Source organism: Nonomuraea sp. NPDC051941 (assembly GCF_044593615.1).
In genome coordinates this window covers 1-13813 of record NZ_JBIUCF010000002.1, presented here as the reverse complement: position 1 = coordinate 13813, position 13813 = coordinate 1, and the positions used below count along the sequence as shown (strand labels likewise).

The 13813-nt window shown below is 67.3% G+C and carries 15 protein-coding genes; 6 read left to right on the top strand and 9 right to left on the bottom strand.

The annotated features are described in order from the left end of the window. Positions 1-5: 5 nt before the first annotated feature. From ACIHFD_RS04045 to ACIHFD_RS04035, 3 genes are read left to right on the top strand one after another with little or no spacing between them, the layout of a single operon-like run. Positions 6-416 (top strand): RidA family protein, encoded by a 411-nt coding sequence (locus ACIHFD_RS04045; RefSeq protein WP_397365491.1) that lies wholly within the window; start codon positions 6-8, stop codon positions 414-416. Next, the gene (locus ACIHFD_RS04040) at positions 413-934 is read left to right on the top strand and encodes a 3-hydroxyanthranilate 3,4-dioxygenase (protein ID WP_397365490.1); all 522 of its coding nucleotides are present in this window, start codon (positions 413-415) and stop codon (positions 932-934) included. Before ACIHFD_RS04045 ends, ACIHFD_RS04040 begins: the two co-directional genes overlap by 4 nt. Before the next feature lie 4 nt (positions 935-938). Then, entirely contained in the window at positions 939-1994 is a 1056-nt protein-coding gene (locus ACIHFD_RS04035) for an amidohydrolase family protein (protein WP_397365489.1), read from the top strand. Positions 1995-2517: 523 nt separating this feature from the next. Here ACIHFD_RS04035 and ACIHFD_RS04030 read toward each other — a convergent pair. From ACIHFD_RS04030 to ACIHFD_RS04020, 3 genes are all read right to left on the bottom strand, one after another. Then, positions 2518-3489: a CU044_5270 family protein gene (locus ACIHFD_RS04030; RefSeq protein ID WP_397365488.1), complete on the bottom strand. Its 972-nt coding sequence runs from the start codon at positions 3487-3489 to the stop codon at positions 2518-2520. Further along, positions 3486-4076 carry an RNA polymerase sigma factor gene (locus ACIHFD_RS04025; protein WP_397365487.1) on the bottom strand — a complete coding sequence of 197 codons (591 nt, stop codon included), beginning with the start codon at positions 4074-4076 and terminating at the stop codon, positions 3486-3488. Before ACIHFD_RS04025 ends, ACIHFD_RS04030 begins: the two co-directional genes overlap by 4 nt. 320 nt (positions 4077-4396) lie before the next feature. Further along, a complete protein-coding gene (locus tag ACIHFD_RS04020) occupies positions 4397-5065 on the bottom strand; it encodes a GNAT family N-acetyltransferase (RefSeq protein WP_397365486.1) in 669 nt (222 codons plus the stop codon). A gap of 447 nt (positions 5066-5512) precedes the next feature. Between ACIHFD_RS04020 and ACIHFD_RS04015 the strand changes: the two genes are divergently transcribed. The 3 genes from ACIHFD_RS04015 (at position 5513) to ACIHFD_RS04005 (ending at position 7942) form a co-directional block, all read left to right on the top strand. Continuing rightward, on the top strand, positions 5513-6175 hold the full coding sequence (locus ACIHFD_RS04015; RefSeq protein WP_397365485.1) for a DUF4097 family beta strand repeat-containing protein: 663 nt from the start codon (positions 5513-5515) through the stop codon (positions 6173-6175). 327 nt (positions 6176-6502) lie between these two features. Next, on the top strand, positions 6503-6685 hold the full coding sequence (locus ACIHFD_RS04010; RefSeq protein WP_397365484.1) for a hypothetical protein: 183 nt from the start codon (positions 6503-6505) through the stop codon (positions 6683-6685). A 153-nt stretch (positions 6686-6838) separates the two neighbouring features. Continuing rightward, a complete protein-coding gene (locus ACIHFD_RS04005; protein ID WP_397365483.1) occupies positions 6839-7942 on the top strand; it encodes a tyrosine-type recombinase/integrase in 1104 nt (367 codons plus the stop codon). Between the two features lie 374 nt (positions 7943-8316). On the opposite strand, the gene ACIHFD_RS04000 is transcribed toward ACIHFD_RS04005, so the two are convergent. The 6 genes from ACIHFD_RS04000 to ACIHFD_RS03975 form a co-directional block, all read right to left on the bottom strand. Further along, the gene (locus tag ACIHFD_RS04000; RefSeq protein WP_397365482.1) at positions 8317-8553 is read right to left on the bottom strand and encodes a hypothetical protein; all 237 of its coding nucleotides are present in this window, start codon (positions 8551-8553) and stop codon (positions 8317-8319) included. Between the two features lie 113 nt (positions 8554-8666). Beyond that, the gene (locus ACIHFD_RS03995) at positions 8667-9362 is read right to left on the bottom strand and encodes a hypothetical protein (RefSeq protein WP_397365481.1); all 696 of its coding nucleotides are present in this window, start codon (positions 9360-9362) and stop codon (positions 8667-8669) included. Further along, complete coding sequence (locus ACIHFD_RS03990) at positions 9359-10264, bottom strand: ABC transporter ATP-binding protein (protein WP_397365480.1); 906 nt, start codon at positions 10262-10264, stop codon at positions 9359-9361. Before ACIHFD_RS03990 ends, ACIHFD_RS03995 begins: the two co-directional genes overlap by 4 nt. Further along, positions 10261-10635, bottom strand: a complete 375-nt coding sequence (locus ACIHFD_RS03985; RefSeq protein ID WP_397365479.1) for a GntR family transcriptional regulator — start codon at positions 10633-10635, stop codon at positions 10261-10263. Before ACIHFD_RS03985 ends, ACIHFD_RS03990 begins: the two co-directional genes overlap by 4 nt. Before the next feature lie 199 nt (positions 10636-10834). After that, a complete protein-coding gene (locus tag ACIHFD_RS03980) occupies positions 10835-13213 on the bottom strand; it encodes a Tn3 family transposase (RefSeq protein ID WP_397365478.1) in 2379 nt (792 codons plus the stop codon). 211 nt (positions 13214-13424) lie between these two features. Further along, on the bottom strand, positions 13425-13813 hold a 389-nt coding region (locus ACIHFD_RS03975; protein WP_397365477.1), incomplete at its 5' end, for a transposase.

Genomic DNA, 13813 nt, shown 5'->3' with positions numbered 1-13813 from the left:
CGGGCATGGCGACGCCGCGCGGCAGGTTCCCTCACGTCAAGGTGGCAGGCGACCTCGTCTTCGTCTCCGGCACCAGCAGCAGGCGACCGGACGACACCTTCGTCGGGGTGGACATCGACGAATGGGGCGTCACGAGGCTTGACATCAAAGCCCAAACCCGAGCCGTGATCGAGAACATCCGCGTCATCCTCGGCTCCGTCGGCGCTTCGCTGGACGATCTCGTGCAGCTCACGACGTACCTCGTCAACATGAACGACTTCCACGACTACAACACGACATACGCCGAGTACTTCGACGGGTCAGGGCCGACCCGGACCACCGTGGCGGTGCACCAGTTGCCGCACCCGCACCTGCTCATCGAGGTCCAGGCTGTCGCCTACCTGAACAACGCATCGGACCAGGAGGTAACACGATGACCGTCCCTCCCGTCGTCAACTTTCAGGCGTGGATCGACGAGAACAGGCACCTGCTCAAGCCGCCGGTCAACAACAAGCAGGTATGGATGCCGATGGGCGACTTCATCGTCCAGGTGATCGGCGGGCCCAACCAGCGGACGGACTTCCACATCGACCCGTACGAAGAGTGGTTCTACCAGTACAAGGGCAACATGCACGTCAATCTGATGACCGACAACGGGCCCGAGCGGATAGACATCCACGAAGGCGAGATGTGGATGTTGCCCCGCAACATCCCCCACTCGCCGCAGCGCCCGGAGGAGGGCTCGATCGGCGTGGTCATCGAGCGCATCCGCGAAGAGGGAACGCTGGAGAAGTTCGTCTGGTTCTGCCCTCGATGCAACCACCAGGTGCACGAGGCAGAGCTCCAGGTTCGCGACATCGTCGCCGATCTCCCTCCAGTGTTCGAGCAGTTCTACGGCGACGAGAAAGCCCGCACCTGCGACCATTGCGGTGCCCTCCACCCGGGCAAGGGCTGACCGCATGCCGGACAGTCACGGCATCATCGACATCCACTCGCACGCTGTTCCGCGCAGCTGGCCTTATCTGGGAGAAGGGCGGCCATGGCTTCGCGTCGACTCCGAGCGGGAAGCGATGATCATGGTCGGGGCGGAAGAGTTCCGGCGCGTCAGGTCGAACTGCTGGGACCCCCAGGCTCGCCTCGCGGACATGGACGACGACGGAGTCTCGATCCAGGTGGTCTCGCCGACTCCCGTCTTCTTCGGCTATGACCTGCCGGGCGCGGAAGCCGAAAAGGTAGCCCGTATCTTCAACGACCTGACGCTCGAGATCTGCGCCCCCGGCCAGGGCAGGCTCCTGCCCTTCGCGCAGGTCCCGCTGCAGGATCCGGATGCCGCCTGCCGCGAACTTGACCGATGCGTGGCCGCCGGGCACCGGGGTGTGGAGATCGGCAACCACGTCGGCGACCGGGACCTCGACGACGCAGGCGTGGTGACCTTCCTGCAGCATGCCGCGGAACTCGGTGTCCCCGTGTTCGTCCACCCCTGGGACATGCCCGCATCGCCCCGCCTGGACCGTTGGATGGGGCAATGGCTGGCCGGCATGCCCATGGAGACCCATTTGTCGATCATCGCCATGATCCTCGGCGGGACGTTTGACAAGGTGCCGGACACGTTGCGGATCTGCTTCGCGCACGGCGGTGGGTCGTTCGCGTTCTGGCTCGGCCGGTTCGAAAATGCCTGGCGTCAGCGCCACGACATCATCGCCACTTCTCGGGAGCCGCCGTCGGCGTACCTGAGACGCTTCAGCGTCGACTCCGTGATCTTCGAACCCGCCGCGCTCCGCATGCTCATGGACACTCTCGGCGCCTCTCAGGTCATGGTGGGAAGCGACTACCCCTACCCGCTCGGGGAACGCCCGGTGGGCGATGTCGTACGCCGATCCGACTTCCTCTCATGCGACCAACGTGAGGCGATTCTGTGGGGCAACGCGAGCAGATTTCTAGGGCTGCCCGATGGCTGCTTGCAGGCGACGGTCGAGGAAGAGTCTCATCGGGTCCGCTCGCCTTGCCGGGCATGAAACTGCCTGCGAGGGGACATGGGTAATGTCCGGCGAACCCACCCCGGATCGGGACGACGGTGATGATGGGCTTCACGGTGGGAGACGTGGAGACGCCGGGTGGGTCCGCGCGCTGGAGGCGGGCCAGCACCGCCAGCAGGCCGAACAAGCACAGCACCAATCGCTGGACAAGCGAGAACACCACCTCGCGATGGCCGGGTCACGTCCACGGACGTGGTGTATGAATCGATCTTCGCGTGATCCTGTCTCAGGGTGAGAACGGGAACCGTGCCTCACCCTGAGCATGTGGGATGTCGGTACGCGAGGATTCGGATGGGGCCGCCGCGTACCTCATTCCCGCGGCGCAGGCTTGTCGTCGATCCAGCCAATGGCCTCGTATGAAGGGCGTTCACGAGTGCACTTGAGCTGGGGCTTATGAGGAAGCGGAAAGATCGCTTCCAACTCTGCGATGTTGTGCGATCAGACGGCGAAGCGCGGCATTTTTTGCATTCTCCGTGTCCTCACCGGCGTAGCCGAACACGCTCTACGGCCGGTCCCCCGGCCTATCGACAACCTGGCTCTCCATCTTCGCGGTCCACTCTGTAGGCGTGCCTGCCCTAACCGTCATCTTGCTGATGGGGAACGTGCGATCGGCGACGCTCTCGCCATACGTCCCCAAGAACCGGTAGTCCTGCGCACTCACAATGATCTCGAAGCGCTCCCAGGCTCCCGTGTAGTCGAACGCGACCCCGCGGCGGCCTGCCGCGTCGATCGCGTCCTGCTTGACCGAAACCCCCTGGATCATGGGCAGCGCCCGGAACAACGCGGCCCGCACGTCGGCGACCAACGGCTGCTCGCCCAGCAACTGGGAGATCGTCCGGAAGATCCGCTCCTGCCTGGTCGCGTCGGCGTCGTGGCCCTCCTTCACGGGAGTCGCATCGACGCTCGCCCCGATCCTGGCGATCATTTCCTCGGGGGTGACCGGCGCCCTGGCCAGGTCCGCGCCCGTGAGGCCGGGGCCGTACTCCTCCGTGACGAGCTTGCCCCGTCCGTCGTCCAACGCCAGCTGCTTGCCGTCCAAGCTGTGCCACGTCTCAAGAGTCATGCGCTTGTCGCGATCCACCTCGGGTTCCGGCTCCTTGCGGAGCGGAGCGATCGTCTGCTTCACGTACAGCCAGCGGCCCGGCGACCGAGTGATCTTGTACGGATCGGTCTCGGCGCTCCTGGCCGCCTTGTCGCCGAGCTCCTGAACGCCGGCGACTGGGATGATGGCAGGTTGTTCATCGCCGCGTACCGCGAGGAGGCCCGCGCCGACGGCCAGCGCGACCGACGCGGCCAGCGCCAGACGCCAGGCCAGGCGCGGTCTGCGCCGCCTCGGCGGGGACATCGGCGGGGGCATCGGCGACATGGGGACCGGCTCACGGATGGCCTGCAGCAACCGGCTGCGCGCCGCCGCCTTCGCCTCGCCGGTGATTGCCGGGGTGGCCTCGAGGAACCGTCCGAACTCGTCCATCATGCGTCCTCTCTCGTGTGATAGCCGGTGCCGAGGGCGGCCCGCGCCTGTTTGCGGGCCCGGTGCAGGCGCGAGCGCACGGTCCCGATCGGGATGTCGAGCGCCTGCGCCACCTCGTCGTAGGCCAGTTCTGCCAACGCCACCAGCAGCAGCACGTCGCGATCACCGCTGGCCAGGCCCGTCAGCGCCCCTGCTAGCCGACGGTCCTCGGCCTGCGCGGCCACGCGCCCGATCACCGCGTCGGCCATCGACTCAGGCGGCGGCTCCGCACCGGTACGCGTCAGCGCCCGCAGGAACCGCTCCTCATCGCGCCGCTGCCTGGCGATGAGGTTGGTCGCGATGCCGTACAGCCACGGCCTGGCCAGCGGCTGCGCGTGATCGTAGGAGGCGCGGCAGCGGAAGGCGGTCAGGAACGTCTCCGCCGCGATGTCGTCGGCGGCCTGCACGCCCAGCCTCCGCGCGACGTAGCGGTGGATCTGCTCGACATACCGGTCGAACACGCCGGCGAACTGCTCCGGGTCGTCGATTGACCGGCGGATGAGCTCGGCGTCGTCCGCCTCGACCATCTCCTCCGGTGGGGTTCGTGTCATGCCTGCTGTTTCCCGATGGGGCGAATCGAGTTCTCGACGGCCATGAGCCCGGTGCGTGAACCCGTCCAGGGCCTGCGGGCAACAGCAGGCCAGACGATCTTCCCGCGCCCGAGAGGCTCACGATGACTGTTGCCGGTTACTCAAGATGGTGATGAACGCGACATTCGCAGTGGTGATGCAGCTGCGTGAAAAGACTCCGCTGGACGTGTCCGGCGGGGTCTTGGTGTGCAGGCTGACGGCTTGATGTGCATCTTGCCGGGCGAATGGTCATTGTTGGGCGGCGGGGCGTAACCCGGCCAGGCGGAGAAGATCCGACGAACTCACCTTGAGAACCGTTGGTCATCCATGTTCTGTAGCGGCTTGATCAGGAACCGGCATGGGTTGGCGACTTCTTGTCTGATGCCGTGGTCATCGATACGGTGGTAGCGGTCAAGGTATCGGCAGCCGGTTTCCTGGTGGCCGAGCCGTAAGTAGAGCGTGGCCGCGCGGTGGTTCTTGTCATCGACTCCCAGGCCGATGTGGCGATAGCCGCGTTGAGCTGCTAGAGCCTCGGTTGCATGGATGATGGCGGTGCCGATGCCGTGAGACTGTCGTTGTGGCGGCCAGACGGATAGGCCGTTGAGTTCGGGGCAGTCGGGGTAGCGTTCATGTGCTTCAGCCGCCGCGCATCCGCGCCACCGAACCTCTCCGAATCCTACTGGGACATCGTCGATCCAGGCGGTCTGGAATGTGCTGAGTCCCTGCTGTTGACGGTGGAAGTGGACTTCGTGAGTGCGGTTGCGACCGGATGGGATGTGGAGCTCCAGCAAGGGAAGGTCGCTCTCGCGACACTCTCGGATGATCATCGTTAGGCCCTTCCCCAAATGATGTTGATCGTGACATGCCGGACAGTCCTTGTGCATCACGTTTGCGGCGCCGGGATATCCACGACGGTCGCGACTCGGCATGGCTGCAGCATGTGAGGAAATGACGTTCTGGTGATCTTTCATTCGGCAGCGATGACTTCGTTGATCGCGGCGCGGGCGGCCGATTCGTCGACGATGGTCATGTCCGCGATGAACGTGGCCAACAGGGGTCCCGGTAGTAATGGCGCTGGATCCAACGGATATGCCGCTGACCTGCGCCTATGGAGAGGCCTCGGGCTGGTGGGCCAGACCTGAGGCCGGCCCGTCCATGCAGGCCAGAGGCATATGTGTTGGATTTTCGGCCGAAGCTACGGGGACCCCGAAGAAGAAGACGGCGTGGGTTCGGTACGTGATGCCGGTGATGGTCGGCCACCCCGACACCACTGGCGAGGGCCAGGCGCCGGCCTCGCCCTGAACGCACGCAAGAGGCCCGCCGGATGTCAGCGGCGGCGTCAGGACGGCGACAGCCCGGTATCAGAGCGGTCGGCGATCGTTGGGGCATCGAAAGAAACGCCGCACAAGGAGCACACGATGCAGAAGTTCGACACCCCCGCCCCGATCGCCGCCGTCCTGCACATCCCCGCGGGACGCGTCCGGCTCATCGCCGCCGACCAGGCCGACACCGCGGTCGAGGTCCGGCCCACGAACCCCTCCAAGAGCCGTGACGTGAAGGCGGCCGAGGAGACCACGGTGGCCTACGCCGACGGCGTCCTGCGGATCGAGACCTCGGTGAAGAACCAGTACCTCGGCCCGTCCGGATCCATCGACGTGACCGTCAAGCTGCCCGCCGGCTCCCGCATCGAGGCGAAGGCGGCCGCCGCCGAACTCCGGACCGTCGGCCGCCTCGGCGAGGTCGCCTTCGACGGCGCGTACCGCCAGATCACGCTCGAGGAGATCGCGAGCCTGCGCCTGACCGCGACCGACGGCGACGTCGAGGTCGGCCGGCTGGGCGGCCCCGCGGAGATCAGCACCGCACGGGGCGACATCCGCATCGCCGAGGCCGGCGGCGGCAAGGTCGTGCTCCGCACCCAGTCCGGCGACATCGCGATCGCCGCCGCCGCCGGGGTCTCGGCCGCGCTGGACGCCGGCACCACCTACGGCCGTATCACCAACGCCCTCAAGAACGACGGCACCGCCGAACTCGACATCCACGCCACCACCTCCAACGGCGACATCTCCGCCCGCAGCTTGTGACCCGCAGCCTGTGACCCGCAGCCTCCCAAGGAGAGGCAGACCAAGCCCGCCGACGACGAACGGCCCCGGTCCATGCATGTGGACTGGGGGCCGTTCCAGGCCCTCCGCTCGGGTTCGTGGTCCGGAGAACCCAGGGAAACCGAACGGTCACCACTGCGCCTGCCGAAAACTCAATCCATGCAGTTCAAGCCGCATGTGAGTGCTCGTGGAGGACGCCGCCGAGCCTGTCTCGTCGGCGTATGTTCAGGTCGATGATTCGTTCGGGTCTGTGATCGGGTCCGGGGTGGGACGCAGTGGGGCTGCTTGGTTCAGGGCTTGATGTGCTCGGTGTTGGTTGTAGAAGCGTTCGTACTCGCGCAGGGCGTGCCGAAGATGGCGTTCGTTCCATACGAGGCAGCGGTCGAGAAGCTCGTGACGGCACGACTGCACCCTGTAGGGCTCGAATATTTGATTCATGCGCTGACCTGCAGGGCCTTGGCAGGCTTGCAGCTCTTGATCGTTACCGTCTGAGCGGTTGCTCAAAACCGGTTGAGCGACTGCTCGAACCGGGGGAGCTGGAGATCCAGCGTGTCTACGAACCCGCAGGTCGGACGCTGTGGCTGAATATTCGAGCCGCACACCCTGCTCGTCGGGCAGGATCACGCCAAAATCACTTCACGAAAGGTGATCGGGATTCCCGAACGCCTCGATCCGGCCGACGACAGCCTCCCAGTCTGGACGGAGCGCTACCTCGATCTCGCCGTGCGCGGAGTCCGCTCAGCTGAGGTCACCGCCAAGATCTCCCGGCACCTGGAGCGCTTCGGTGCCTGGATCACCGGCGGCCTCGGGCACGACCGGCTCTCGGCCGTCACCCCGCGCGAGATCACAGCCTGGCGCGACCACCTGGCCGCCGCCGGCAACCGCGGCCGCGACAACATGCCCGCGCCGATGGCGCCCGCGACCGTCAACAACCACCTCGCGCACCTGTCAGCGCTGTTCACCTGGATCACCGCGCACGCCCCCGAAGGGCTGCTGCGCCACGGCGACCCGACCAAGAAAGTCCCCCCGCTACCACTGCCCGCCCCGCAGCCGCGAGCGCTGGCCGCCGCCCAGGTGCGCACCGTCAAGAACGTCGTGGACCGGATCGAGACCTTCCACGAGCTCAAAGGCCGCCGTCACCGCGGCGCCGCCACGCCCCGGGTGCACGCCCACGCTCGCCCGCTGCGCGACCGGGCCATCATCTACCTGTTGTTCGGCACCGGGCTGCGCCGCGCGGAGCTGGTCGGCCTGGACCTGGACCAGCTGGAGCCGGCCGCCCCCGAGCGGCTGCGCCAGGCCAAGAAGGCGCGCCTTGTCGGCGTGCGCGGCAAGGGCCGCACCAGCCGCACCGTGTTCCTGGGCCGCGACGCCCGCCAGGCGCTGGCCGACTACCTCGACCAGGAGCGGCCCGGCGACGCCGCCGCCAGCGCCGGCCCGGCCGCGCTGCTGCTGTCGGCCGCCTCCATCGCCGCCCGCCGCCCCGACGGCCGCCTCTCGGCCCGCTCCATCAACACCATCGTCGGCGAGGTCGGCCGCCTGCACGACGCCCAGATGCCCGACCCCGACCGCAAGCTCGGCGCCCTGCGCCCGCACGACGCCCGGCACACCTTCGCCTTCGGTCTGTCGCAGGCCTCCGGCCACAACCGCGCCGAACTCGAGCGCCGCCTCGGCCACGCCAACGACCGCTACCTGCGCCTGTACACCAACCCACCCGACGACATCGCCGCCGGCTACGTCGAAGACCTATGACCGCGAGACCTGGACACCTCAACACGACGGGCAGCGTAGCCATCCGCCCAGTCGACGATCCGGTCGGCGAGTGCTATGACGGCAGCCGCGACGCCGGGAGCGCCTGGACCACCGGCTGCGTCGATGACGCTGAGTGTGAGCCGAGTATGGAACACCGCTTGGCCTGGCGTCGGTTCGACCAAGCTGTACCGATACCACATCGCCATGGTGGTGGCGCGCTCCGCGCCGGCTGCTGATCCAACTCAACCGCCACCAGATCTCGGCCCGCCGGGGCGCGATCATCTGACGCGGCCACCATCGCCAGCGCCGTTGCGTTGCTTGCTGGACTTCCCGGTGGCGCCTACGACCCCGTAGCCGATACTCGGGTTCGACGTTCAGGAGTCGCGGCGGGCATTCCTTCGCGGCGCGATGAAGACGGCCCAGGCGGCCACACCCAGGCCCGGACCGATGGACGAACCTAGCCCGACACCGTAAGTGAAGTTGTCGAAAAAACCCCCGACGACGACGCCGACGAGGAGGCCGAAGGCAGCGCCAAATGCGATCCAGATCCCGAGATTTGCCCAGATCCCGAGACCTGCGGCGGGCGGGGGCGTGTTGTTGTTGTTCGTCATTGCATCTCTCCCAAGGACGCGGGCGGACAGGGCTGACAATCTGGCGGCCCATCACGGGCGGATGTTGGTGTTCGCGTTGTCCGGTGTCCGGAGCGGCCGAGTGCCCGCCGCGCCTACGCCGTGGCACGGCGGATGAGCCTGTACCCGCCGACCGCGAACGCGGCGGCCACCAGGACCGGCCAGCCGGCGAGCAGCGCCGTGGGGGACTGGTCGAGCAACCAGCGGCCGATCGCGTGCCATTGCCGGGTCCACGTGATCAGCGCGGCGGCCAGCCCGAGCGCTGTGAACGCCAGGGTGAGGCTGGCCAGGACGCCGGTGGTGCCCCAGCGCAGGTACAACGTGCCGAGCAGGATCCCGAGGTGGGTCACGACCAGCATGGGTACCGCGTACCCGAGCAGGAGCAGCACCGGGTGGGCGTCATCCATGAACGGCAGGCCGAAGAAGCGCATCCCCACCCCCCAGTAGCCGGTGGCCTGTTCCACGGCGCGCAGCAGGCAGAGCACCAGCGCGTAGAGCACCGACTGGACGACCGCGAGCAGCGACCAGGCCAGGTAGAACTCCCGGCGGGTCACGCTCATGCCCAGCGCGTACGGGAAGATCTGGGTGACCGAGACGACGGCCATCCCGATCGCGACGCCGCACAGGCTGACCAGGCCGCCGGTGTTCGTCACGCCGTCGCCCGGGTCGTAGTTCGCCATGAAGGCCAACAGGTTGATGCCGAACGCGACGGCCGTCATGCCCCACGTCCAGCCCAGGATCTGCGGCCAGGCCGGCATCTGGAGACGAGCCACCTGGCGGATGCGGTTCATCGGGCGGCCTCCCGGTCCGCCGGCGCCGTTGCCGTCGGCGGTACGGTCAGGCGGACCACGAGTTGCTGCAACGACAGCGGCTCCAGCTCGACGTTCAGCGCCTGCGCGAGCGTCTTCGCGTGCGGTCCGAGCCCACCGAGGATGGTCGACCGGACCTGGCCGCTCAACCGCTCGCGGTGCAACTCGGTGCGTCCGGCGGCGAACCCGTCCACGGCCTCCGCCCGTCCGGTGGCCGCCACCGCCCGCCCGCGCAGGTCGTCGGCGTCCTCGTCGAGCAGCAGTCGGCCACGGTCGATGAGCAGCACCCGCTCGACCAGATCGCTCACCTCGTCGATGAGGTGGGTGGACAGCACCACGGTGCGGGGATGCCCGGCGTAGTCGGCGAGCAGGCGGTCGTAGAAAAGCTGCCGGGCGGCCGGGTCGAGCCCGAGGTACGGCTCGTCGAAGAACGTCAGGGGCGCCCGCGCGGCCAGCCCGACGGTCACGCCGAGGGCCGACAGCATGCCCCGCGAGAGCCTGCGGACCAGCCGCCCGGCCGGCAGCTGGAAGTCCGCGGCGAGGCCGTGCGCGAACGTGTCGTCCCAGTTCGCAAACAGCCGTCGTGCGGTGCGAAAGACGTGGCGCACGGTGTAGACGTGGGGGTAGCGCTGGCTCTCCCGGACGAAACAGACCTTCGACAGGACGGCCGGGTTCTCCACCGGTGGCGCGTCGAAGACCGACACGTTCCCCGACGACGCGAACGCCTGCCCGGTGAGGATCTGCATCAGGGTGGTCTTGCCCGCCCCGTTGCGCCCGAGCAGGCCGTAGATCGTGTGCTCGGCCAGCGCGAAGCTCACGTCGTCGAGCGCCGTGACGTCACCAAAGCGCTTGGTCACCCCGTGTGCGGTTACCACCGCCGTCATCCCAGCTCCCTCCCGACAACCGCACCGAATGAATCGATCATCTTCATCAGCTCGTCGTGGCCGATGCCGAGCTTGCGCGCCTCGGCGAGCAGGGGTTCCACGTACTGTTCGGTGAACCGTTCCCGTCGCCGCTCGCGCAGCCTGGCCCGGGCGCCACCGGCGACGAACATGCCGATGCCGCGTCGCTTGTAGAGCGTTCCCTCCGACACGAGTTGGTTGACGCCCTTGGCCGCGGTGGCCGGGTTGATCCGGTGAAAGGCGGCAAGCTCGTTGGTGGACGGGACCTGGGCCTCCTCCACCAGCGACCCGTCGATGATCGAGTTCTCGATCAGCTCGGCGATCTGAAGGAAGATCGGTCGGTCGTCGTCCATCGTTGGCTTAGCCGCCCAACTGGTTAGCTACATGTGTACGTAACCATGCAACCTTGCGCCGCGGCTGTCAAGCCGCCCGGGCGTCCCGCAGCGTCAAGGTCAAGCCCACAGGGCAGATTCGATTCGTCTGCGTACGCCGATCGTCCGGAACCCGGCGCCGTCCTGCCAGGGGCGCGCACGCCCTACCACGATCATGAAGCTAGTCCGGGTTGCCCGCCTCCGGAGCTTGCGCAGCGCCGCCGAGCGGCAGGCGCTTGGCCACATCCAGCCGTACCTCGCCGTAGGGCTGGACGTGCTGCCAGAACAGCGGGGTCAGCCCGCGCTGGTCGGCGGGTTTGAGCATGGTGGCCCATTCGAGGTCGGCCAGGACATCTTGGAGCATCAGGGTGTTGATGTACACGAGTGCGGCCTGCAGGATGCGCAGGCACAACACGCTCATCTCCAACTCCTCGCGCCGGTTGGTGGCGATGTCGCCGCCCTTGCCGTAGAAGATGACCGAGTTCGCTCCGTTGGAGGACTCCACCACGTTGAGCCCTTCCTGGATCTCCCGCTGCAGCTCGCGCAGGCGCAGATAGCGGGCAACGAAGATGGTCTTCTGCGCCCTGCCGACCTCCAGCATGGCCTGGTAGGTCGGGTGGGAGGCGGACTCGGTGAAGCGGCGCAGGATCGCCTCGGTGGAGGCGGTGCCCTGCTTGATCGCGGTCGCGTACTTGATCATTTGGTCGTAGTTCTGCTCGATCAGGTCCCACCGGATCGGCCGGGTCATCGCCGGCGTCAGCCGCGGGTACAGCTCGCTCTCGCCGCTCTCGATCCGGTACAGCTTGACCTTGTTGATCTGCTTGATGCGCGGCAGCAGGTCAAAGCCCAAGAGCCGGGTCACGCCGAACCCGATTTCGGTCTGGCCGTGGGAGTCGACGTAGTTGCCCTCGACCTTCATGGTGGTGCCGTGCCGGACCGCGCCCTCGATCATGGCGTGCACCTCCGAGGCCGAGGCGCGCAGGGTCTGGGAGTGCACGACCATGGACCCGCGTTCGATGTGCCAGTAGATGAGGATGCCGCGGCCGTACCGCGAATGCCACTCAGTGAAAATATTCTGATCGTAGGCGCGCACATGCGTGGAGTCAGAGGCGACCGTGGTCGTCCCCTCGCCCCACAGCGCCACGTCCCGGGCGGTGAAGGTGGCGTTCGCGATGGCGATCGCGATGTCGGTGGCGACCTGCGGGGTCAGGTAGCGGCGCCGGACGTAGCGGATGTCGTCCTCGCTGTGGGCGTGACCGCCGGAGGCCACGGCCCAGATCCCGGTATTGGTGCCGTACCCGAAGATCGCGAGCATCAGCCGCTCGGCCAGGACCTCGGGCTTGAGGCTGGAGCCGCCCGCCACCGAGGTGACCGCCTTCAGGCAGCCGGTGCGCAGCACCGCCTCCTTCAGCATGTCGATCAGCGGGACCGAACCCCAGCGCCGCCCCACCTCATTCTTGATCCGGCGCAAGTTCCGCGGCTCATCCGCCGGGCCGAGCTTCGTCAGCTTGATCGCGCCGGACTTACGCTCGGAGATCGCCAACCAGTCCAGCTTCGGCAGCGCGGTGTCGAGCGCCTCCAGCTCGGCGCGCATCTCGGCCTTCAACTCGGCGATGAAGTCCTTCGGGTCCAGCGGCTTGCGCAGCTCGGCGTAGTTCTCCACGCGGCGGGCGGCGAAATCCTTGGGCAGGTCCTCCTCCGGGTCGCGGAAGGAATGAGCGCCGACCACCCAGATCTCCTTGCACCGCAGGGCCTCGCGCAGTGCCTGGAAGGTGACGATCTCATACACCATCCGCACCACCCGCCGACGCCCGCGCTTGTCGTTCTTGAACACCAGGTCCTCCCACTCACCGGCGGTGCCGCGGTGCTCGGGCACCACCTCGCCGCGCGGGTAGTAGGTGGTGTTGCCCGCCTTGGCGTAGCGGCGGATCAACTTCAGCGCCTCGATCACCGGCTGGAAGGCGGTGTTGTTGCTCTTGAACTCCAGGGTGTCCAGCAGCGCGATCAGGCCGCGCCGGTAGTGGTTGGTGTAGGAGGCACGCAGTGTCGTCTGCACCGTGGTTCGGTAGGCCGGCCCCTTGGTCTTGAACTCGTGCACCAGATCGCGCAGCGTCTGCTCGCCACCGCTGACAGCCGGGAAGATGACCTGGCGGACCGAATCGTCGGGCTGGCCGAGCGCGGCGTCGGCGACCTTGAACAGGATGTTCTCCTTGCCGGTCACCCGCTTGAACGCGTTGATCAGCTCTTTGGTCACCTTGCTGTCGGCCCGCGCCTTGATCCGATGCACGGTGGCGATCAGCAGTTCCACCAGCGCGTCGGTGATCTCCCGCTCCCGCTCCTGGACCAGCGCCGCCAGCAGCAGCAACGTCAGCTCGCGCGGATGCGTGCGCATGTGGGAGGGCGCTTCCACCGCCGCCCGGGCCCGCCAGGCGGCCAGCACCTTGGGCGCCACGTCGGCGAACAACCCGGGCGGCAGTTCGATCGAGCGAGCCGCCGCCAGCTTGCGGATCTCGGTCATGATCGACTCCAGGCTCACGTTGCCCGGCGCGGACTTGATCAACGCCAGGAGGCCGGAGTCGATGTCGTCATCGTCCTCGGCAGGCGCCTCACCCGTGGGTTCCTGACGGTCACCGGCCCCTTCGCCTACCGCGCGGCTCGCATCGTCGATGCCGACCAGCGCGTAGATCCGCTGCGTGGTCTCGGTGTAAGTTCCGGCGGTAAATGGGTCTGTCGCACTTGGCGGGGAGTGATCACGTTCGGTGATCCTGGGCTCAGTTCAGCAGGGCCATTTTCCGGAGGAGATCGTAGCTTGCCCGGCCGAACATGAGCCGTTTCAGGAATTTGATCTTGCAGACTTTGCCTTCGACGACACCGGAGGAGTAGGGCAGGGTGAGTCCGGCCACGACGGCGGCGTGGTCACGTTCGAGACCGTTGACGAAGGTATGCAGGTGGGGCAGGTCATCGCTGCGGACGCTGGCGATCCAGCCGTTGAGGCGGTCGCCTTGTCGTCTGGTGAGGATCTTGGCGAACTCCTCGACGTGGCCGCGCAGCGCGTCCAGATCTGGGCAAGCCGCACGTACCTCCTTGAGTCTGACCTGCTCGTCGGCATCAAGCTTGTCGGGGCGGCGGCGGATCCAACTGGTGATGTGGCGGACCTTCG